The following is a 21,529-nucleotide window of genomic DNA, read 5'->3' on the forward strand; positions in this document are numbered from 1 at the left end:
ACTGCTGACCAGCGTGTGCGGGTCAGTGGCGGGCCACGGCGGGTGGTTCGCCATGGTGGGTGGTGATGCGGTGTGCCCCCACCTCACGGGGTGAGGGCGAGACGGGCGGTCCCCGGGGGGCCGCGGGCTCGCGGAGGGGCGCGGGCATACGGAGGGGCCTCGGGGGGTTGGGGGAAGGTCAAGAGTTTTGGGGGGTCTGGAAGGGAGTTGGGTGTGAAGGCGGTTGTGTATCGAGGGCATGGCGGGCCCGGGGTTCTTTCGGTGGAGGAGCGGGAGGTGCCGCGGCCCGGGGCCGGTGAGGTGCTGGTCAAGGTTGAGGTGTCCGGCGTCAATCCGACCGACTGGAAGGCGAGGGCGGTAGGGACCTTCGGCTCGCCTGAAGCGGAGCGGGGCCAGGTTCCGCACCAGGACGGTTCGGGGACGGTCGTCGCCGTGGGCGACGGGGTGCCGGGGGAGCGTGTCGGTGAGCGGGTGTGGGTGTGGGAGGCCGCGTGGCAGCGGGCTGACGGCACCGCACAGGAGTACGTCGCGCTTCCGGCGCGGCAGGCGGTGGCATTGCCTGACGGCGCCTCGTTCGAACTCGGGGCGAGCCTCGGTATTCCGGCGCTCACCGCTCACCGCTGCCTGACCGTGGCCGACGGCGGGCCGGAACAGTTGGCGAGGGACGCGCTCGCGGGACGTTCCGTGCTGGTCGCGGGAGGTGCGGGCGTGGTCGGGAACGCGGCGATCCAGCTTGCCCGGTGGGCCGGGGCAACGGTCGTGACGACCGTCAGCGGGCCGGAGAAGGCCGCGCTGGCCCGTGCGGCGGGCGCACACCACATCGTCAACTACCGCGAGCAGGACGCCGCTTCGGCGATCCGTGAGGCGGTGCCGGGAGGTGTTGACCTCATCGTCGAGGTCGCACCTGCGGCGAACGCCGAACTGATTCACGCCGTCGCTGCACCGAACGCGAGCATCGCCTACTACGCCGACGCCGGGGGCGACGCCATGGAGCTGCCGGTGCACAAGGTGATGTTCAACAATCTGCGCTGGCAGGGCGTACTGGTCTACCTGATTCCCGAAGCCGCGAAGGCCCATGCCGTGGCCGGTGTCGCCGCCGCACTGGCCGACAGGGCCCTGCGCGTGGGGGAGGAAGCGGGGCTTCCTCTGCACCGTTTCCCCCTGGAGAAGACGGCCGACGCGCATGCCGCCGTACAGGACAACGTCATCGGCAAGGTGCTCGTCGGCGTCGTCGGAGGCGAGGCCGGCAGCGTGTGAGCCGGGTGTAGCTGGGGCGTGAGTTGTCCGGGTTCGGGATGGTGCGTCGGCCGTTTCGGAGTGTGGATCTCGGTGAAGTCTCGTGGCGTAGTCGTGGGCCGGGGCGCCTGGTCGGGGCGTCGCGGCGAGAGCGCTGAGGAGATCCATGAGGGCACGTAGGGCAGCGGTCGGTTCGCTCGTTGTGACGGCGGCGATGGGCGTGGGGGCGCTCGCGGGGGCGGGACCCGTGCAGGCGGCGCCGGGGACGTCGGTGGCGCCCGCGACGTCGGTGGCGTCCATGAAGTCGGTACAGGCGGGGGCGCCGAGTGCGGCGGCCAGGATGTGCGTCAAGACCCATGCCGAGAACAAGGCGCACGGTTACCTGGTCAGGGTCACCAACAAGTGCGGGAGGACGGTGAAGGTGAAGATCATCATGCGGCTGGCCAAGGACAGCCGCTGCTTCACCCTGAAGAAGGGGCAGAGCCGTTACCGCGAGACCCAGGGGATCGGCACGTGGAAGAAAACGGTCTTCTGCTGAGGTGACCTCGGTGACCTCGGGTTTTCACTGAGGTGTTCCTGCTGCGCTGTGCTCCCGAGGTGGGGTGCTCCCGAGGTGGAGTGTTCCCCGCCGCGGGGTTGTTGTGCTCGCGGCGGAGGCGGCTCCGACCGGTTGGGGCCACCTCCGTGCGGAAGTCCGTCCGGCCAGGGCGCGTTCGCGTCCTGGCCGGACGCATGAAGGGCCGGAGGGGCGCCCGGGTCGTGAGGACGCGCCGTGAGGACGCGGAGATACATGACAGAAGGTGTCTGGTTCGCCGGGGAGGGTGGGTGGCGGGAGTACCGAGGTGAGGAGGGCGCGTGGGGCGCGAGGACATCGTGGTCCGAGGGGGCCGTGAGAACAATCTGCGGGGGGTGACGCTGCGGATTCCCCTGGGGCAGGTGACGGTGGTGACCGGGGTTTCGGGGTCAGGGAAGTCGTCGATCGTGTTCGACACCGTGGCCGTCGAGTCGCAGCGGCAGCTCAATGAGGTGTTCCCGTGGTTCGTACGCAACAGGCTGCCGAAGTACGAGCGTCCGAAGTTCGAGTTCATGGAGAACCTGACGCCCGCGATCATCGTGGACCAGAAGCCGGTGGGTGGCGGGTCGCGTTCGACGGTGGGGACGATGACCGAGGTCAACCCGGTGCTACGGGTGCTGTTCTCGCGGTACGGGACGCCCAGCGCGGGGTTCTCGCACATGTACGCGTTCAACGATCCCCAGGGGATGTGCCCCGACTGCGAGGGGCTCGGCCGGACGGTACGGCTCGATCTGGGCAAGCTGCTCGACGAGTCCAGATCGTTGAACGAGGGAGCGATCCGGCATCCCGCCTTCGCGGTAGGGACCAACTACTGGAAGCGTTACGCGCAGATCCGGCGCTATGAAGGAACCGGTTCGGGGAAGAGCGCCGGCAACAACAGCGCGGGCAGCAGCACCGACACGGGTACGGGGCGGGTGTCCCGGAGCGGGGGCGTGCTCGGGCAGGGGCCGACCGTTTTCGACCCGGACAAGCCACTGCGCGACTACTCGCCGGCCGAACGCGAACTGCTGCTGTACGGGGGCGGTTTCAGGACGCAGCGTCCGGCCGACGAGCTGGGGAACGTCGCGCTGAACGACTACGAGGGCCTGGTCCCCCGGTTCACCAGGAGGTTCCTCAAGCCGGGGCTGGAATCGCTCAAGGAGCGCGAGCGGAAGCAGGCCGAGAAGGTCGTCACCGAGGGCGCCTGCCCCACATGTGAGGGCGCGCGACTCAACGAGGGCGCGCTCGCATCCCGTATCGGGGGCCGGAACCTCGCGGACTGGTGCGCCATGGAGATCAGCGAGCTGATCCGGGTCATGGCCGCCTCCGAAGCGGCCGGTGACCCCGCGGTCGGCCCCGTCGTCGCCGCCGCGCTCATGGCGCTGCGCAGGATCGAGGCCGTTGGCCTCGGCTATCTGTCGCTGGACAGGCCCACGAGGACGCTGTCGGGCGGCGAGGGCCAGCGGCTGAAGACCGTACGCCACCTGGGGAGCAGCCTCACGGGCATGACGTACATCTTCGACGAGCCCAGTGTCGGGCTGCACGCCCGCGATGTGGACCGGCTCAACGCACTACTTGTCGCGCTGCGCGACAAGGGGAACACCGTACTGATCGTTGAACACGACCGTGAGGTGATCGCTCTCGCCGACCATGTGATCGACATGGGCCCGGGGGCCGGCGCGCATGGCGGCGACGTCGTGTTCACGGGCACTGTCGAGAAGCTGGCGCAGAGCGGAACGGTAACGGGGCGCTACTTCAGTGAGCGGCGCGGCCTCAAACCCGCGCGTCGGCGCAGAAGGCCGACGGGCGCGCTGGCCGTGCGGGACGCGTCGTTCCACAATCTGCGGAACGTGACCGTGGACTTTCCGACCGGCGTGCTCACGGCCGTCACCGGTGTCGCGGGGTCGGGCAAGAGCACCTTGGTTTCGCACGTGTTCGCGGCCCGTTACCCGGAGGCGATCGTGCTCGACCAGTCGGCCGTCGGCATCTCGCCCCGGTCGACGCCCGCCACGTACACGGACATCTGGGACATGGTGCGCCGCATGTACGCGCGCCAGCACGGGGTGGACGCCGGGCTGTTCAGCTTCAACTCCAAGGGCGCGTGCCCGGCGTGCCAGGGGCGGGGCTCGGTCACGATGGACATGGCCTACATGGAGCCGGTGACCACGGTCTGTGAGGCGTGCGAGGGAAGGCGTTTCCACGCGGAGGTCCTCGGCTACCGGATGGACGGCAGGAACGTGGTCGACCTGCTCGCCATGACCGTCGAACAGGCGCTGGAACACTTCACCGACCCGGCCATCCTGCGCAGGCTGGCGCCCCTGAGCGAGGTCGGACTCGGCTACCTCACACTCGGCCGCCCGCTGTCGATGCTGTCCGGAGGCGAGCGCCAGCGGCTCAAGCTCGCGCACAGGCTGCACGAGAAGGGCAGCGTCTACGTGTTCGACGAGCCCACAACCGGGCTGCACATGGCGGACGTCGAGACCCTGCTCGCGCTGCTGGACAGGCTGGTGGACGCGGGGAACACCGTCGTCGTTGTCGAACACGACCTGGACGTCGTCAAGCACGCCGACCACGTGATCGACATCGGGCCCGAGGCGGGCGAGCAGGGCGGGCGCGTCGTGTTCGCCGGGACGCCCGAGGACATGGTGCGCACCTCCTGGACGCATACGGCGGAGTACCTGCGCAGATCGCTGCCCACTGCTGGGTGAGAGCTGCCGCTGCCGGGGGAGAGCGCCCGCTACCGGGTGAGAGCTGCCTACTACGGGGTGAGAAACGGGGCGCCCATAGGCGTGATGAGTTCCGCGCGGGGCGGAGGTCGGTACTCATGGTGGGGCGCAGAAGCGCCCCGCCCGGGAGCGGGTGCCGGCCTGGGTCCAGGCCGTGGGTCATGGGCCGTGGGCCGTGGGTCATGGATCACGGGGCGGAATCGTGCCGGGCCCAGGCCGGGGCCGTACGGGCCGTACGGGCGGGCCGCCGCGGGACCAGTACGACTCCCCCTGCCGGTCCATCCCTGTGACGCCCGCTTCCCGGTCGGACCGAGCCCAGGAGGCGGCAGCATGACGGACGTACGGATCGACCTGGAACCCGCGGCACGCGAGATGGCGGCGCTCGCCGAGGGCGTGGAGGACGCGGCGCTCGGTGATGCCACCCCCTGCGAGCAGTACGCGGTGCGCGACCTGCTGGAGCACGTGATCGAGCTGGCGGTGGCGTTTCGCGACGCGGCGCGCAAGGACCTGGGGCCCACCACGGGAAGGGACCCAGCCAAGGCACAGGGAACGCTGGGCGCCGACTGGCGTGCGCGGCTGCCGGAGCGGCTGGAGGAGATGGCCACGTCCTGGCGCAACCCGGCGGCCTGGGAGGGCACGACACAGGCGGGCGGTGTCACCATGGCCGCGCCGACCACGGGCGCCTTCGCGCTCGACGAGCTGGTCGTGCACGGCTGGGACCTCGCGCGCGCCACCGGCCAGGACTTCACCTCCGACGAGGAGAGCCTGCGCACCGTGCACGCGCTGCTCGCCGGGGCCGTCAGCGAGGACGGCAAGCAGGGCGCCTTCGGGCCGGTAGCCGCCGTGGCGCCCGACGCGCCGCTGCTCGACCGCGTGGTGGCGCTCGCGGGCCGCGACCCGGGCTGGGCCCCACCGGTGCAACGCGCTTCCATGTAACGCGTATTGCGCAATGCGCTTCCATGTAGCGCGCCATCGCCCAACGCACCCCTCAATAGTGCGCTTCCGCGTAACGGCCTTCTACGTAACGCACTCTCGCGGAATGCGTTTCCGCGTAACGACTCCCATGAGGCGGGTACGGGTCCGGGTCCGAGCCCGGACCGACCCGGACTCGGGCCCGGACGCTCCGTTCAGAAGACGCTGTAGCGCGCTGCCCGTTGTGAGGCGGAGGCGATGGTCGTACGGGCTTCGCGTTCCGGTAGGCCGGCTGCCGAAGCCGCGCGGGCGAGGGGTTCTGCCAGCGCTTCGCCCCGTCCCGTCTCGTAGGCGCGGCAGGCGGCCCAGAACAGGCGCGCGTTGCGCTGTCCTACCGGTGCGCCGCGTACGAAGTGGACCAGCGCCGTGCCAGGGCCGGTCTCGTCGTACGGGACGTGGCCCGTGGGCGGTTGCGGACGCGGAGGGGGCAGGAGGAGAGCGAGTAGCGCGTCAGGTACGGGCGCCGGCGCCTGGCTGAGGGAGCCGGGCGCCAGCCGGTAGGTGCCGCGTACGGTCACGGAGCCGGGGCCGACGAGGTAGCCGCCGTGTCCCCGCACATCGATCCCGGCCGCCACGCGGCCCGCCGAGTTGGGGACCCGTACATCGCGTTGCCCGCGCAGCCACAGGTGACGGCCACCGCTGGGCGTGAGCACCGTAGTGGTCGGCGGGATCGCGAACCCGTGTATCTCGGCGAGGCGGTCCAGAGCGCGCCAGGGGTCGGTGCCGTGCTTGACGTCCAGGTCGAGCCCGATGAGGTGGAGCGGCGCCTGCCCGCACGCGATGCCGTAACCGGTGGCCCAGGGCGCCGCCGCGAAGAGGGCACGTATCCGCGCGGGGTCGGAGCTGGCGTCGTGCACACCGTGCCCGAGCAGTCCGCACTCGCCCTGGCAGGGCTTCCCGGCCGGCGCTGGCAGGTCGTCCTGCGGGCTTTCGGGCAGCCAGGGTGGGGTGGCGGGGGAGTCTGGTGAGGCGCCGGGCGTCTCGCGTGCGCGGTGGGGCGAGCGGAGAGCCGGAAGCTTCGTACGCGAGAGCGGGAGCACGGCGAGCCCGCGGCTGGCGGCGGCCAGGGCGTGCTCAAGAGCGAGAGAGCCCATGCAGTCAGCTTCGTACGGGAGTTCGGGCACGAACAGTGCTCCGGGCCGCCTCTTTTCCCATATCGGCCATGCACATGAATTTGGCCGAAAAGGTGCCGGGACGCGTTGTCCCTTGTGAGGCGGCCGGGACGGCGGATGCGGCAGGCCGCTGCCGGGGTTCGGGGCGTGATGGGGGTTTATCGACACGTCGTCATACTTGCGAGCGAATCACACCGCTCCTACTGGTTCACAGGGGATTCGGTGGGCAACTCTGGTTCCGCGACGTCGCAGTGACACCGAGGCGGTCGGCCAACTGCCCCGGAAATCAGCGCACTTGGGTGCGCACACCGCGTTCCGCGGTGCACTTACGGTTCCTGGAGGAATGAACATGGCACGCATCCGTACTGCCCGCGTCATCGCCGCCGCCGCTTCCGTCCCGCTCGCCGTCGGCCTGATGACCGGCATCGCGCAGGCCGACACCGGTTCCTTCGCGAACGACGGATCGAACTCCAACGCCAGCGAAAGCACTCAGGCGCAGAACGCGGGAGGCAGCGGCAACAACACCAACTCCGCGAACAACGCCAACGTGAACGGCCACGGCGCGGTCGTCGACCAGTCGAACGAGACGACGAACGAGACCTACACCGTCGTCTTCGCCAACATGTGGTGACCGTGTGACCGGGTGAACGGCTCCAAGTGAGCCGAGAGTTCATGGGGATGGGCTGAGGCCGCGCGTCCGCGAATCCGTCGCGGGCGCGCGGCTGCCGTGTGTGGTGGCCGCCGTCGTCGCGCGCGAACGTGTGTGTTTGCCGGGCGGTGAACGTTCATCAAGGTGTCTCGGCGCGCCTCGCGTCGCGCGTTGGGATCGCCTCGGTGCGCCTCGGTGCGCCTCGGTGCGTATCCGCGTATACGCGTCTCCGCGCGTATCCGCGCCTCCGCGCGGTGGTCGGTCTCCTGTAGTGCGCGGCGCCACCCGTGCTCGGCCGCGCACATCGACCGGTCGGCGCACAACCCGCCTCGACCGGCGACCGGTTGGCCGTCCGCCGGTGTCGGGGGACGCCGTCGCCGTTCTTGACAGTCCGCCGTTATCTGACGGACAGTCAGCTAATGCACCTCGCCCCGACCGAGCGGCAGCGCGACCTGCGTGCCGAGCTGCGCTCCTACTTCCGCGAGCTCATACCTCCGGGCGCCCGCGTGCCGGGCTCCACCCCCGACCCCGCCGAGCAGCGCTCGCTGCTGCGGCGCATCGGCGCCGACGGGCTCTTGGGCCTCGGCTGGCCCGTCGAGTACGGCGGCCAGGGGCGCGGCCCCGACGAGCAGTTCGTCTTCTTCGACGAGGCGTACCGTGCGGGCGCCCCCGTCTCCATGGTCACGCTGAACACCGTGGGCCCCACGCTGATGAAGTACGGCACCGAGGAGCAGAAGCGGTACTTCCTCCCGCGGATCCTCAGCGGTGACGTCGTCTTCGCCATCGGGTACACCGAACCAGGCGCCGGAACCGACCTCGCCTCGCTGCGCACCCGGGCCGTACGGGACGCGGAGGACAACTGGCTGATCGACGGCGGCAAGACGTTCACCAGTAACGCTCAACAGGCGGACTGGATCTGGCTCGCGTGCAGGACGGACCCCGAGGCGCCCAAGCACAAGGGCATCTCCATCCTCCTCGTCCCGACGGACGCGCCAGGATTCTCCTGGACCCCCATCGAGACGGTCGGCGGGCTGACGACCACGGCGACGTACTACGACGGCATCCGCGTGCCGGCCGGGAACCTCGTAGGGGACGAGAACGGCGGCTGGGGCCTGATCACCAACCAGCTCAACCACGAACGGGTCGCGCTCGCGGCGATCGGCATGCAGGCAGAGGACCACTTCGCCGACGTACTCACGTACGCACGGGACACGGGCCTCGCCGAACAGCCATGGGTGCAGACCAGGTTGGCCGAGGCGCACGCGCGGCTCGCCGCCACCCGGCTGCTCAACTGGCGGCTCGTGGGCGATGTGGGAGCGGGGTCGCTCGCTCCGGGGGACGCGAGCGGGGTGAAGTTCGCCGGTACGGAGAGCGCGGTCGCCGTGTACGCGCTGTGCCAGGAGGTACTGGGCGACGCCGGGCTGCTGCGCGCGGGTTCCGAGGGCGTCTTCGGGGACGGCGAGCTGGAGCGGATGAACCGCGCCGCACAGATCAACACCTTCGGTGGCGGAGTGAGCGAGGTCCAGCGGGAGATCGTCGCGACGATGCGGCTGGGGATGCGGAGGAAGAAGCGGTGAGCGAGGACGGCAGCGCACAGCACCCCGAAGAGGGCAGCCACGACGAGCTGTACGAGAGCCTGCGCGCGTACGAAGGGCGCACTGCGGCGACGGCGAAGCCCGGCAAGGACCCCGTCAACGAACCGATGATCCGCCACTGGTGCGAGGCCATGGGGCACCCCGTACCGCCCGACGGCACAGCCCCCGCGACGATGCTCCAGGTCTGGACGATGGCGGGTCTCGGTGCCGCGCACATGACGGACCAGCCGTACGGGCCGTACGGGGCCTACGGGGCGTCCGGGGACGGGCAAGCGGGTGGCGGGCGTGGCAGCGGTTACGTCGCACTACTGGAGGCCCTCGACGACGCGGGGTACACCTCCGTGGTCGCCACCGACTGCGAACAGGAGTACGCGCGGCCTCTGCGTCCCGGGGACACGGTCACCTTCGACTCGGTCATCGAGTCCGTCTCTCCGCGCAAGACCACCAAGCTCGGCACCGGCTACTTCGTGACGACCCGTATGGACCTGCGCACCGGGGGCGAGCCGGTCGGCTCGCACCGTTTCCGTATCCTCAAGTACCGCCCGGCGCACGCGCATACGCGCAGCACTACTGGTGAGAACGCCGCCACCACTGGCGAGAACGTCGCCACCACAGGGGGCGGCTCTACGGGGAACGCCACTACAGGGAACGGCACTACGGGGATCGCCACTACAGGGGACGCGACTACGGAGAGCGCCACTACGGGGCCCGGCTCTGCGGGTAAGGGCGGTGGCGCGCGGGAGCCGCGTCGTCCCCGGCCCGTCGTCAATCGGGACAACGCGGGCTTCTGGGAGGGCGTTTCGGCGCACAAGTTGCTCGTCCAGCGCTGTGACGACTGCGGGACGCCGCGCTTCCCCTGGCTGCCGGGGTGCAATGCGTGCGGTTCGGCCGACTGGTCGGCGTTCGAGGCGGCGGGCCGGGGCACGGTCTACTCGTACGTCGTCATGCACCATCCGGCCTTCCCCGCCTTCGACCCTCCCTACGCGGTCGCGCTGGTCGAGCTGGAGGAGGGCGTTCGCATCGTCAGCAACATCACTGGAGTCGCCTGCGAGAAGGTGCGCATAGGGATGCCTGTCGAGCTGGAGTTCCTGCGCGTGGACGACGAGTTGGAACTGCCCGTCTTCCGGGGAGCGGGGGCCGCCTGATGGACTTCACGCCCACGGAGGAGCAGACAGCCGCGCGGGACCTCGCCGCTGACATCCTCACCGACCTCTCGACCCACGAGCGGCTCTCCGCACTCGGCGACGGCACCGACGCGGAGCTGTGGAAGGCCCTGTGCGCAGCCGGAATCCCCGGCGCGACCGAGGACATCGGGCTGCTCGGTCTCGCCCTCGTACTGGAGGAACAGGGCCGCACCACGGCGCAGGTCCCGCTGGCCGCTACGTGCGCTTACGGGCTGCTACCGGTCGGCATGTACGGCAGCGAGGGGACGCGGGAGCGGCTGCTGCCCGCGCTGCGGGACGGTACGGCCGTGGCGACCGGCGCCTTCCCGCTGCCCGGCAGGCGCTCGGCCGTGACGGCGGTGGAGCGGGACGGGGGCTGGCGGCTGTCGGGAACGGTCCCCATGGTGCCGTGGCTGCGCGAGGCCACGCATGTACTCGTGCCCGCGCGGTGTGCGGCGGACGGGACGGAGGGCGGTGAGGGTGCGGACGGTACGGTGCGCTGCTTCCTCGTGGAGCCGGTGGAGTCCCTCGGGGCGGGCGTCACCGCCGTCGCGACCACGGCGCCCTGGTCGGCCGGCCGGCTCGTGCTGGAGAGCGCGCCGGGTGAGCCCCTGGCCGACGGCGCCTACGAGCCGACGCTGGCCCGCGCGCGCACCGCGTTCGCCGCGCTCCAGGCCGGTGTCTGCGCGGGCTCCCTCACGCGCGCCGTCGCCTACACCTGTGAACGCGAACAGTTCGGACGCCCCCTCTCCACCAACCAGGGCGTACAACTCCGCGCCGCTGACGCCCATATGGACACCGAGGCGATCCGCGTCACCACGTACGAGGCCGCCTGGCGGCACGACCGGGGCCTGCCCGCGCGTACGCACTCCCTGACCGCCGCCTGGTGGGCCGCCGAGGCAGGACGCCGCGTCGTGCACGCGGGCCAGCACCTCCACGGGGGCATCGGCGCCGACCTCGACCATCCGGTGCACCGGCACTTCCTGTGGGGGCGGCAACTCGACGCCTACTTGGGCGCTCCTGGACAGCTGCTCGCGGAGCTGGGCGGCCTGCTGGCCGATCCCGGTACCGACGCGGAACGGCTGGACCCCGGTACCGAAGCGGAACGGCTGCCCGGTACCGAAGCGGAACGGCTGGAGGAGAAGTGACGGCTGGAGGAGACGTGACAGCGACCGCGCGGACGGCACCCGTCGAGGGCGATGAACTCCCGCCGCTGGAGATCCAGGTGACGCGCACACTCATCGTCGCCGGGGCCCTCGCCACCCGTGACTTCCAGGACGTGCACCATGACGGGGACGCGGCCAGGGGCAAGGGCTCTCCTGACATCTTCATGAACATCCTGACCACCAACGGCCTGGTCGGCCGCTACGTGACCGCGTGGGCAGGCCCGCACGCGCGGCTGCGCAAGGTCGCCATCCGGCTCGGCGCCCCCAACTACCCGGGCGACACGATGACATTGACGGGCCGCGTCACCGCCGTGCGGGGCCCGGACGCGGGCGAGCCGGACAGGGGCGTGCCCGGTGGCACGGAGGGCGGCGCCGTCGAGATCGCGGTCCGGGGCGCCAACTCGCTGGGCAACCACGTGACCGGAACCGTCCTTCTCACCCTCCCGGAACCCCAGGAAGGCGCGGAATCATGAGCATCCGGCACCCCGACACCCTCGGCGGGCGCGCGGCCGTGGCCGGCATCGGTGCCACGGAGTTCTCCAAGGACTCAGGGCGCAGCGAACTCAAGCTCGCCATCGAGGCCGTGCACGCCGCACTGGACGACGCCGGCCTGGCTCCCGGCGACGTCGACGGCATGGTCACCTTCACGATGGACACCAGCCCCGAGATCACCGTCGCGCAGGCAGCCGGCATCGGCGAGCTGTCGTTCTTCTCGCGTGTGCACTACGGGGGAGGCGCCGCGTGTGCGACCGTTCAGCAGGCCGCGCTGGCTGTCGCTTCCGGCATCGCGGAGACGGTCGTGTGCTACCGCGCGTTCAACGAGCGTTCGGGCCGCCGCTTCGGCTCAGGCGTACAGCAGCGCGAGCCGTCGGCCGAAGGCGCCGCGCTCGGCTGGTCGCTGCCCTTCGGGCTGCTCACACCCGCCTCATGGGTGGCCATGGCGGCGCAACGCTACTTGCACACATACGGGCTGGAGCCCGAGGTCTTCGGGCATGTGGCCGTGACCGACAGGAAGTACGCGGCGACGAACCCGGCCGCCTACTTCCACGGCAAGCCCATCACGCTCGCCGAGCACGCCGCCTCGCGCTGGATCGTCGAACCCCTGAGGCTGCTGGACTGCTGCCAGGAGACGGACGGCGGACAGGCCCTGGTGGTCACCTCGGCCGAACGGGCGCGCGATCTGCGTCACAGGCCCGCGGTGATCGCCGCGGCGGCGCAGGGCGCAGGACGCGCACAGGAGCAGATGACGAGCTTCTACCGCGACGATCTGACGGGGCTCCCCGAGATGGGCGTCGTCGCGCGGCAGCTGTGGCGTACGAGCGGACTGACGGCGGGGGACATCGACGTCGGCATCCTGTACGACCACTTCACCCCGTTCGTGCTGATGCAACTGGAGGAGTTCGGCTTCTGCGCGCGCGGTGAGGGCGCGGACTTCGTGGCGAAGGAGGCCCTTCCGCTCAACACGCACGGGGGACAATTGGGTGAGGCGTACCTGCACGGCATGAACGGCATCGCCGAGGGCGTACGGCAGCTCCGCGGTACCTCCGTCAACCAGGTCGACGAGGCGGAGAGCGTCCTCGTGACGGCCGGCACGGGCGTACCGACGTCCGGCCTGGTGCTGACCCAGCACCAGCGTCCAGCCCGCGCTTAGCCTGCCTCTGCCCCTCCCGCCGGTCCTCCCGCCGGTCGCCGGGACGTCCGCTCGTCCTGCCGTCCCGCTCACCGGCCCGCCCTGGCCGTCCGTCCCGCCCTGGCCATCCGGACCACCACAGGCGTCCCCGCGCGGGGACGCCGCGCGGCGGGCCGGGCCCGCATCACGAGGCAGGGGCATCACGAGGCAGGGGCATCACGAGGCAGGGAGGGCTACGTCCGGAGTGCGCGGCGCGGCAGATGGCTGAATCCGGGAACGCGGCGGGCGTGCCTGAGCGGATCGTTCCGCTCCTGCTCGTTCACTCGCCCCATGCGCCAGAAAAATCACATCATTCGACGGGCGACCGTCCTGGTGGCCGCCCTCGCGTCCCTGCTCACCGGTGGCACGCTCCCCGCAGCCGGTTCCGGGTCAGCGCCCTCCGACCCCGCCCCGAGTCCCCCGGCACCTCCTTCGACGGAGCCGGCCGGCCCGGAGTCCCGTCCGGGAGCGGCGCCCGATGGAGCCGCGGTGCCCAGTAGTCCCACGGTTCCGGGTGGCTCCGTGGCGCCCAGTAGTCCTTCGGCTTCCCACGGGACCACACCTGGCAGTCCGGAGGTTCCGGGCCGCTCCGCCGACCCGGGTTCGCCGACCGTTCCCGGCACCCCGGCCACCCCGGGGTCACCGCAGGACCCGGGAACGCCGGGCTCCCGGAACCCGCAGGTCCCCGAGGCGTCCCAGGCCCCGGAGACCTCGCCGTCCCCCGAGTCGCCCCAGGAGCTACGGGACCCGGCCGCGCCCGACGCGCCCGCGGACCCACGCGCGCCCGGAGCCGCGGGCGCACCCGGTGACACCCCCTCACTGATCCGGGGTGACCCCCGCAACTTCGGTGCGCAGATCTTCCGCGGCTACGCCTTCGACACCTGCCAGGCACCCTCGGCCACCACCATGCGCGCCTGGAAGAGGGCATCCCCTTACGGCGCCGTCGGCGTCTACATCGGTGGACGGGGCAGGGCCTGTCCCAACCAGACCCACCTCAGCCCTTCCTGGGTGAAGGCCACGCACGGCATGGGATGGAAGTTCCTGCCGCTCTACGTCAGCTCGCAGTCCCCCTGCGTCGGCGCCTCCCACAAGCGGAAGGTCGTTATGAGCACCTCGGCGCCCTACCAGCAGGGCCGCAGGGAGGGGCTGGACGCGGTGCGCCAGGCGAAGCGGTACGGGATGGTGCGGCGCAGCGCCATCTACCTCGACATGGAGGCGTACAACTACAGGAACACGCGCTGTGGGGCGACCACCCTCCGGTTCATCCAGGGCTGGAACAGCGCCGTACGCGCACGGGGCTACGTCGCCGGCTTCTACAGCAGTGCCGACTCAGGGATCGCGCACATGGAGAAGGCGCGGGCCTCAGGGGCACGCGGGCTGCCCACGGCCCTATGGTTCGCACGCTGGAAGGTACCGAAGTCGGTCGACAACGAGCGCAACCTCAACAGGCGCGCCTGGCAACCGCACCGCCGCATCCACCAGTTCACGGGCAACGTGAACCGCACGTACGGTGGCCGTTCGGTCAACATCGACCAGAACCTCGTGGACGCACCCGTGGCGGTCATTGGGTGAGGTCCCGTAGTGCACCCCTGATCCCGGTGGGCGATGGTCTCCACCTACAGGAGGTGTAGTCAGCACCACCCCTACACCCTGAGGCGGACGCGGCATCGGGACCTGCGGTCGATACCCCGGGCACCCCTCGGCTCCTAGCGTTGAGGCATGACCACGCCTGGGACAGTTCGGAACACCCGGACCACCGTTACGACGCACGCGGGGTCTCCTGCCGCGCCGCCAGGCACCGGGGGAACACCGCTGACATTCTCTTCCTACGTGCAGGCGCGCGGACCCGTGCTGCTGCGCACCGCGCGCTCGCTGACAGCCAATCCCTGCGATGCCGAGGACCTGCTCCAGACCGCTCTGACCAAGACGTTCCTGGCCTGGGAGCGCATCGAGGACCACAGGGCCCTCGACGGCTACGTGCGCCGCGCCCTGGTCAACACGCGCACCTCTCAGTGGCGCAGGCGCAAGGTGGACGAGTTCGCCTGCGAGGAGCTGCCGGAGCCCGACCCGCTGCCCGCACCCGACCCCGCCGAGCAGCAAGCCGTACGGGACGCCATGTGGCGTGCCGTGATGAAGCTGCCCGCACGCCAGCGCGCGATGGTCGTGCTGCGGTACTACGAGGACCTGAGCGAGATACAGACGGCCGAGGTACTGGGGGTCTCGGTCGGCACCGTCAAGAGCGCCGTCTCCCGCGCGCTGGCCAAGCTGCGGGGCGACGCACAACTCGCTGCCGACGTACTCGGCTCGGGGGGAGAGGCGGCGCCGGAACCGGCGCCACTGCCCCGGTCCCACGAGTCCGGCATCCGGGCTCAGGAGTCCGTGGAGTCCGTCTTCCGCGCACAGGAGCCGGCGGCCCTGGCTCAGGAGCCGGGAGTTCTGGTCGAAGGGCTCGGGAGCAGGGGTCAGGAGCCGGTCGCAGCCTGACCCGCTCCCGGCCCACGGGCCGCTCAGCACCCCGGTCCACGGGCCGCTCGGCCCCCACGGACCCTGGGCGGCGGCTCACCCCCGGAGCCGGGCCGCTCAGCGCCCGGGTTCCGGCCGTCACGCGCCCTCTTCCCGGCCGTCACGCGTCATGGCTCCGGCCGTTCGGCGTCCGGATCCCGACGGTCCTTCGTCCGGGTCCCGAGCCCCCTTCGCCCGGATCCCGACGGTCCTTCGCCGGGGACGGTCCTTCGTCCGGATCCCCGCTGCTCGGCAGCCTGCTTCCAGCCGTGTGGTACCACGGTTCGCACGTCAGGCCCGTTCCGCTTTGCCTCCTGGGCGCCCGATTCCGCACGACCCCGTGACATACCGCGTGGTCGGTGGCAGGCTTCCGCGAAACCGTCGCATTACTGGCACGTAAACCCACTTACGCGCCATGTGACGGGATTCGCGTATCCGCATATCTCGGGAGGCCCCGGTGCTGAGCACGATGCAGGACGTACCGCTGACCATCTCACGCATCCTGCGCCACGGCATGACGGTCCATGGCACCTCGCGGATCACCACATGGACCGGCGGCCCCGAACCGGAACGCACCACTTTCCGGGCGACCGGCGAGCGCGCGGCGCAGCTCGCACACGCACTCCGTGACGAACTGGGCGTCGAACAGGGCGACCGGGTCGCAACGCTCATGTGGAACAACGTGCGTAAAACACTCGCCGCGTGACCTGCAAGGGAAAGGAAGCGCCCCCGACAGTGGTCGTCGGGGGCGCTTCACTGTCTCCGACATGCTGCTACCAGTACCGTGGTGGTGGCTGAACGAACGGCTGATAGGGGACACCGTGTTGGAGGAAGCCGAACAGATCGGACGCCGCGCCCGGCGCGCGCGCCTGCGGCTGGGGATGACACAGGCTGACCTAGCGGCAGTCCTGGGCCGTACTCAGGGTTGGGTGTCCAAGATGGAGCGCGGTCTTATCGAGCTGGACCGGGTCGGCCTGTTGAACCTGCTCGCCGCCGAACTTCACGTACACCCGAACGACCTGATCGGCCGGCCCTACCGCTCCAGCCCGAGCGAGAATCAGTGGCAGATCTCGGCCTCGTCCATCCTGCGTGAGCTTCGGCGCTATGACTTGGCGCCCGTGTTCGACGGGACGCCGCGCCCGTCCGCGGACTTGTGGCAGGAGATGACCCGTCTCCATCGCTTGCGGGATGCGGCAGCGAATACGGCGATCATGAACGTTCTGCCTGATCTTCTTCGCGAGGCGCGTGCCCTCGCGGAGATCAGCACAGGTCACGAGCGCGAGGAAGCGTTCGCGATCTACGCCGTGTGCTGCAAGTTCGCGCACACTGCTGCGCATGTGCTCGGGCACCCTGAGCTGATCGCCATGTCGTGTGAACGCGCCGCCTGGTCCGCCGCCCAGTCCGGTGACCCCGTCATGCCCTCTGTAGCGAGCTGGATGCGCGTCTGGGACATGTGGGCCACGGCCGACTGGGACGACGCCCTCGCGCTTTCCGACCAGGCCATCAAGGGCGTACAGGGTGGCTACGACCGTGGCGACCAACTCGCGATCCGGGCATGGGGATCACTACAACTCCGCGCCGCCGTCTCCGCCGCGCGCGCCAGCCGAGGCGCAGAGGCCGAGGACCGAATCGCGCACGCGAAGACAGCCGCCGACCGTGCCACCGAGCACCAGCTCGGCCGCGTCTACGACCGGCATTCGCTCACCTTCTCGCCCGGAAACGTTGCAATCCACGCGGTGAGCATCGCGCTGGAGATGCACCAGCAGAGCAGAGCCCTGGACATAGACCGACGCACCAGCCGTTCCCTGGTCGCCTCGCTCCCCAACTCCCGGCAAGGCCACCACCACATGGAGCTAGCACGCGCATGGCTGTGGGACGGCGCTCGCGACAAAGCACTCGCCGAACTGGAGACCGCCGAAGGGCTCGCCCCTCAGCTCGTGAGGAACCACCCGATCGCCCGGTCGACGCTGCGCAGCATCGTCTACGCCGAACGCGCCTCCACGCGGGAGAAGCTGAGGCACATGTCCGACCGCTTTCACCTCGACGGATGACGGCAGTATTCCTGCGGCTCATATTCGGCCCCTGACAGCTCCCTAACGTCAGGAGCATGACCGGACACACCCACCGTCCCAGTCAGGAACCGGAGTTAGCACCGCGCCCGTTCCGGCCCCAGCTTGGCGAGCTGGCCCGCGACTCCGCCCGCAACGGCCGGATCGGCGTAGTTGTAGCCGAGCCGGATGGGCAGCTCGCGGCGAGCTTCCACCTGCGCCCGCCAGGAGGCGGCCCCGAATGGTCCGCCCCTGCGAGCGGCATAACGCTTTCCCCCGTGCTCTCGCCGCCCACCCACATCACGCCCGTGAATCAGCCTGGGACGTATGACACGCGCGCCCAACAGGCCGCCGTGCCAGTGCTCATCCACTACGAAGACGGCGGCGCAGTCGAGTCGGTGCTCGTGTGCACCGCCGACGAGATCGAGCGCGTCAGGGCAGAGACGACACGGCTCGCACAGGAGCACGAGGCCGCCGGGGAGGTGCCACGGTGACCAGTAACGGGCCCGTCGGCCGCTCCCGGATGCAAGACGCTGAGGGCGCGCTCGACGCACTCAATGAAGGCTTGGATCTGCTCGGCATCCGCCTGCCCTCGCTCGGCCTGGACGTTGTTTCGCTCGCTGACTCGTCTGCGCGGGCGCCGCTCATCAACCTTGGGGCGGTAACCCCAGAGGTGGCACGCCAGCTCGGTAAGGCGCTACTTGTGGTGCATGCAGCCACGTTGCACGACGGACCGGCAGCGGGGGCCACGTCATGAGCAGCGTGGACGGGAGCTGTATGACGCTGCGCATCGGGTCTGCTCGTGTGGTCGAAGGTGAGGTCGATGTCCGGTGGCGTGGCGGGCCGTGCAAGATTTCCGTCTCGGGGGACGCGCCCCGCGATGTGCGGCCGTTGGCGTTCCCGCCGTGCAGGTGCGGAGCGCCTAAGTGCCCGGATCGGCCGGGCGGGTGGGCGTGATGTGGCGAGAGAAGGTCGGCGCCGTCCTGTTCACACTCGCGGTCGGCACGCTGCTCGTGGTGCTCGTGCTCCTGCTCGCTTCGGGCAGTGGCACGGGAGGCGGCACGGCGTGAGGTATCGGCCAGTGCGGTCGGCCGACCGCTGCGCGTGGCACATCCTCGACGTGCGCCTCGGTGACCTTTGCACCCTGCCGGGTAGCGGCCCATGGCCGCTCGCTTGGCTCACGCGGGAGGCCGCCGAGGACTGGCTCGCCACCTGCTACCGAGTGTGGGAGGCAGGGGAGGTGCCGGCGCCCGACAGATGGCAGCCGGACGGCACACATCCCCCAGCCGTCCCCGAATGACTGTCCCCCTGCGGACGGCGCAGGGGGACATGCCCCGCCCGTGCCTTCAAGCCGCGTCGGCACGCGCGGATGAGGCCCCCGCACCCTGGCTACCCGAGATGCGGTGCGGGGGCCGCCGCTCGACGCGGCACCATCCAAGGAGATCACCGGAGGTACCACCGTGACAGTCGTAGTCGAACGGACAGCCATACCGGTAGACCAGGAGATCAGGAAGTGTCTCGCGGCCGATGTCCGCAAGACACACCCCGGGATGCCAGTGGAGTTCGCCGAGCGCGCCATCGACCAGATGGCGGCCTTCCTGATCGCTGGCGCCCGTACGGACGCCCCGCTCAGCCCGTCCCCCCTCGTCGATGTGTTCTGGCACGCGTTCATTCTGCGCACCCAGCAGTACGCGGAGTTCTGCGAACAGGTCGCCGGACGCTTCATCCACCACAACCCCCAGCCCCCGAGTGCGGGGGAACACGGGAAGGCGGCGGCCGAGCGACAGCGCACCTTGACCGCCATCACCGCTGCGGGGTTCGAGGTCGACCCGGACCTGTGGCCGCAACTAGGCGCGGCTGACTGTAGCCAGTGCCACGCCGGTTGCTCCGACAGCCCGGCCAAGTAGGCGCAAGAAACCCCCCGGTCACCCCACCATGGTGGGGTGACCGGGCTCTATTGAGGAGATCGCTATATGACCGGTTCGGCTTGGGACACGTATGCACGTAGCAAGAGGCCACGCCCAGAGGTCAACTCGTGCGGCGAACGCACGTGGTTTAACTGGACCCAGTTCCCCGACCACGGCCCCGGTGCCGAGGTGTTGGGCGTCGGCCCTGGTGCTACCGCCCTGGAACTGGGTTGCGGCAAGGGCGGGAACGCGGCACACGTTGCCAGGCTGGGCGTTAGATGCATTGCGGTGGATCTCTCCGGCGTCCAAGTGCAGGCCGCTCGGAAACGCTGGGCGGACGTTGACGACTTGGAGTTCCACCAACGGGAAGCGGTGGACTATCTCGGGGCGTGCGACTACCGGTTCGATGCCGTGTTTTCCGTGTTCGGCGCGCTCTGGTTCACCGACCCGGCGGTGTTGCTCCCTGCCATCCGAGGACGGATGGCCCCGGGCGGTGTGCTGGCGTTCTCCCACCGGCCCGCCTTCGCGGGCTGCTACGGGTGCCAGGCGGCATTTATCAGCAGCCCGGACGCGGCGGAACCGCTCGTCGTCCAACGCTGGGACTACGAACCGAAAGTGTGGGCCGACATGCTCACGGAAACGGGATACGTCAACGTACAAGCAGGTGTGATCGAAGCACCCCACGGCGGCGTCGGCACGTTGTTGGTTCACGGACAGAACCCGGGCGTTTAGCCGGACGACGAAGAAGGCCCCCGCCCCGGCACTCAGCCGGAGCGGGGGCCTTCTTCACTGTGCGGCCTGCCAGAGGGACAACAGGAGACCGGAGACTGCGACCAGTACGGCCATGGCGGGCAGTGGCCATCGGGAGCGCTCCAGCGTGGCGAGGCGCTGTTCGGCGTCTGTGAGGCGCTGATCGGTCTGTTCGGATCGCTGGACGAGCAGGGCGAGGGAGCCGTCGACGCGGGCGAGCCCTACGTCGACGGAGGCACGTAGCCGCTCCAACTCGATCGCGACCTCGGTACGGGGCTCGGTCACTGGTTGCCAGTGCTCTCCTGCGGTGCGTCCTTGCGGAGCCACGCGGGCAGAAGTGTGTCCACGGACGGAAGCGCCATGACGCGCGTGACGGCGGCGGCGACTCCGAGGCCCCCGGCGACCCACGGCAGGGACTCGGAGATTCCGGAAGCGTCGATGATGCCGGGGAGCGCGGCGGCGAGGGAGAGCAGCCACGCGAGGGCAGTTCGGACGGTACGGCGGTTGGCGTCAGACACGGGACAGTGCCTCATTTCCTGGAGTGGGGAACGGCCCATCGTCGGGCCGTGCGGAAGAAGTCATGCGGTGACGGCGAACCCGTGCTTCTGGGCGAGGGGGTCGAGGGAGGCGCGGCCGGGGATGCCGTCGGCAGCGGCGCCGGAGTAGCCGCAACGGCGCTGCCACGCGGCATACCCGGCCACGGTGACGGTGCCGAACGACCCGTCGCTCGCGTACTTGCTCGCGAGCAGGCCCTCGGCCTTGAGGGCAGCCTCGACGGTCCGTACGTCGGCGGCGTGCGTCTGGTGCCCCTGCTTGGCGCCCGGGTCCTTGCGGGCGGCGGCGGTTAGGTTGGACAGGTCAACGGTGGGCCGTTCGGCCGGCTTGTCGTCGACCTTGGCGCCTGCCCACTTGGCGAGGGCGGCGCGGTCGGCGAACGCACCGACGTTGGTGTCGATGGGGGTCGATGTGTACTGGTGGAACTTCCATGTGGCCTGAACGGAGGGCTTGCCCGGCTTGCCGTTGTACTGAGCGATCCACAGGGCGTCGCCCGCGTTGCTGGTGGTATCCCGGCGGGTCCAGTAGTCGACGTTGCAGTAAAGGCCGACGCGGTGTGTGTCGCCGCGGAGCTGCTTGACCTCGGACAGAAACGCGTCCTTGTCCGCGCCGCTCACGCCCGGGTCTTCCCAGTCGGCCCACAAGGGGTCGCCCTCGACGCTGGCGCACTTCTCCACGAAGTACCGGGCCTGCTCCCTCATCGAACCCGGCCGGAGGAAGTGATAGAAGCCGACGACCAGCCCGGCGGCGCGGGCGCGCTGCGCCTGCTTGGTCATGCGCGGGTTGATGTAGCTGGTGCCTTCGGTGGCCTTGACGAACACGAAGTCGAGGCCCTTCGTGCTGTAGGTGGTGGGCTGGTACGACGACACGTCGACGCCGCGAACGGTCATGGGCGGGTGCCTCCTGGGCATGAAAAAGCGCCCGCG

19 protein-coding genes and 2 pseudogenes are annotated in these 21,529 nt (G+C 70.2%); 17 read left to right on the top strand and 4 right to left on the bottom strand.

Annotated elements, in window-relative coordinates:
- Positions 1–276: 276 nt before the first annotated feature.
- From NMN56_RS30440 to NMN56_RS30455, 4 genes are all read left to right on the top strand, one after another.
- Entirely contained in the window at positions 277–1,257 is a 981-nt protein-coding gene (locus NMN56_RS30440; RefSeq protein ID WP_347178687.1) for an NADPH:quinone reductase, read from the top strand.
- Between the two features lie 145 nt (positions 1,258–1,402).
- A complete protein-coding gene (locus NMN56_RS30445) occupies positions 1,403–1,774 on the top strand; it encodes a hypothetical protein (protein WP_274043018.1) in 372 nt (123 codons plus the stop codon).
- Positions 1,775–2,091: 317 nt separating this feature from the next.
- Positions 2,092–4,497 (top strand): excinuclease ABC subunit UvrA, encoded by a 2,406-nt coding sequence (locus tag NMN56_RS30450; RefSeq protein WP_274043020.1) that lies wholly within the window; start codon positions 2,092–2,094, stop codon positions 4,495–4,497.
- A 348-nt stretch (positions 4,498–4,845) separates the two neighbouring features.
- On the top strand, positions 4,846–5,451 hold the full coding sequence (locus tag NMN56_RS30455) for a TIGR03086 family metal-binding protein (protein ID WP_274043022.1): 606 nt from the start codon (positions 4,846–4,848) through the stop codon (positions 5,449–5,451).
- A 191-nt stretch (positions 5,452–5,642) separates the two neighbouring features.
- Here NMN56_RS30455 and NMN56_RS30460 read toward each other — a convergent pair whose 3' ends face one another.
- Complete coding sequence (locus NMN56_RS30460; RefSeq protein WP_274043122.1) at positions 5,643–6,581, bottom strand: bifunctional DNA primase/polymerase; 939 nt, start codon at positions 6,579–6,581, stop codon at positions 5,643–5,645.
- Positions 6,582–6,948: 367 nt separating this feature from the next.
- Here NMN56_RS30460 and NMN56_RS30465 point away from each other — a divergent pair, with 367 nt between their 5' ends.
- From NMN56_RS30465 to NMN56_RS30525, 13 genes and pseudogenes are all read left to right on the top strand, one after another.
- A complete protein-coding gene (locus NMN56_RS30465) occupies positions 6,949–7,230 on the top strand; it encodes a hypothetical protein (protein ID WP_274043024.1) in 282 nt (93 codons plus the stop codon).
- A 437-nt stretch (positions 7,231–7,667) separates the two neighbouring features.
- Positions 7,668–8,825, top strand: coding sequence for an acyl-CoA dehydrogenase family protein (locus tag NMN56_RS30470; protein ID WP_274043026.1), 1,158 nt, complete (start codon positions 7,668–7,670; stop codon positions 8,823–8,825).
- A complete protein-coding gene (locus NMN56_RS30475) occupies positions 8,822–9,988 on the top strand; it encodes a Zn-ribbon domain-containing OB-fold protein (protein WP_274043028.1) in 1,167 nt (388 codons plus the stop codon). The genes NMN56_RS30470 and NMN56_RS30475 overlap by 4 nt, the downstream gene beginning before the upstream one ends.
- Positions 9,988–11,154, top strand: coding sequence for an acyl-CoA dehydrogenase family protein (locus NMN56_RS30480; RefSeq protein WP_274043030.1), 1,167 nt, complete (start codon positions 9,988–9,990; stop codon positions 11,152–11,154). The genes NMN56_RS30475 and NMN56_RS30480 overlap by 1 nt, the downstream gene beginning before the upstream one ends.
- A gap of 14 nt (positions 11,155–11,168) precedes the next feature.
- A complete protein-coding gene (locus NMN56_RS30485) occupies positions 11,169–11,645 on the top strand; it encodes a MaoC family dehydratase (RefSeq protein WP_274043032.1) in 477 nt (158 codons plus the stop codon).
- Positions 11,642–12,823 (top strand): lipid-transfer protein, encoded by a 1,182-nt coding sequence (locus NMN56_RS30490; protein ID WP_274043034.1) that lies wholly within the window; start codon positions 11,642–11,644, stop codon positions 12,821–12,823. The genes NMN56_RS30485 and NMN56_RS30490 overlap by 4 nt, the downstream gene beginning before the upstream one ends.
- 540 nt (positions 12,824–13,363) lie before the next feature.
- The gene (locus tag NMN56_RS30495; protein ID WP_280842749.1) at positions 13,364–14,413 is read left to right on the top strand and encodes a DUF1906 domain-containing protein; all 1,050 of its coding nucleotides are present in this window, start codon (positions 13,364–13,366) and stop codon (positions 14,411–14,413) included.
- 147 nt (positions 14,414–14,560) lie between these two features.
- Positions 14,561–15,127, top strand: a pseudogene (locus NMN56_RS30500) (SigE family RNA polymerase sigma factor); the annotation flags it as partial.
- 673 nt (positions 15,128–15,800) lie between these two features.
- Positions 15,801–16,025, top strand: a pseudogene (locus NMN56_RS30505) (AMP-binding protein); the annotation flags it as partial.
- 139 nt (positions 16,026–16,164) lie between these two features.
- Complete coding sequence (locus NMN56_RS30510) at positions 16,165–17,394, top strand: helix-turn-helix domain-containing protein (RefSeq protein ID WP_274043123.1); 1,230 nt, start codon at positions 16,165–16,167, stop codon at positions 17,392–17,394.
- A 275-nt stretch (positions 17,395–17,669) separates the two neighbouring features.
- Positions 17,670–17,885, top strand: a complete 216-nt coding sequence (locus NMN56_RS30515) for a hypothetical protein (protein ID WP_274043037.1) — start codon at positions 17,670–17,672, stop codon at positions 17,883–17,885.
- A 966-nt stretch (positions 17,886–18,851) separates the two neighbouring features.
- On the top strand, positions 18,852–19,298 hold the full coding sequence (locus tag NMN56_RS30520; protein ID WP_274043042.1) for a glycine-rich domain-containing protein: 447 nt from the start codon (positions 18,852–18,854) through the stop codon (positions 19,296–19,298).
- 66 nt (positions 19,299–19,364) lie between these two features.
- Positions 19,365–20,030 (top strand): class I SAM-dependent methyltransferase, encoded by a 666-nt coding sequence (locus NMN56_RS30525; protein ID WP_274043044.1) that lies wholly within the window; start codon positions 19,365–19,367, stop codon positions 20,028–20,030.
- 54 nt (positions 20,031–20,084) lie between these two features.
- Here the strand turns inward: NMN56_RS30525 and NMN56_RS30530 are convergent, their stop codons facing one another.
- From NMN56_RS30530 to NMN56_RS30540, 3 genes are read right to left on the bottom strand one after another with little or no spacing between them, the layout of a single operon-like run.
- The gene (locus NMN56_RS30530; RefSeq protein WP_274043046.1) at positions 20,085–20,333 is read right to left on the bottom strand and encodes a hypothetical protein; all 249 of its coding nucleotides are present in this window, start codon (positions 20,331–20,333) and stop codon (positions 20,085–20,087) included.
- Entirely contained in the window at positions 20,330–20,566 is a 237-nt protein-coding gene (locus NMN56_RS30535) for a hypothetical protein (protein ID WP_274043048.1), read from the bottom strand. The genes NMN56_RS30530 and NMN56_RS30535 overlap by 4 nt, the downstream gene beginning before the upstream one ends.
- Before the next feature lie 60 nt (positions 20,567–20,626).
- Positions 20,627–21,493: a GH25 family lysozyme gene (locus tag NMN56_RS30540; protein ID WP_274043050.1), complete on the bottom strand. Its 867-nt coding sequence runs from the start codon at positions 21,491–21,493 to the stop codon at positions 20,627–20,629.
- Positions 21,494–21,529 lie beyond the last annotated feature (36 nt).

It is taken from the genome of Streptomyces iconiensis, assembly GCF_028657195.3.
Lineage (GTDB): Bacteria > Actinomycetota > Actinomycetes > Streptomycetales > Streptomycetaceae > Streptomyces > Streptomyces iconiensis.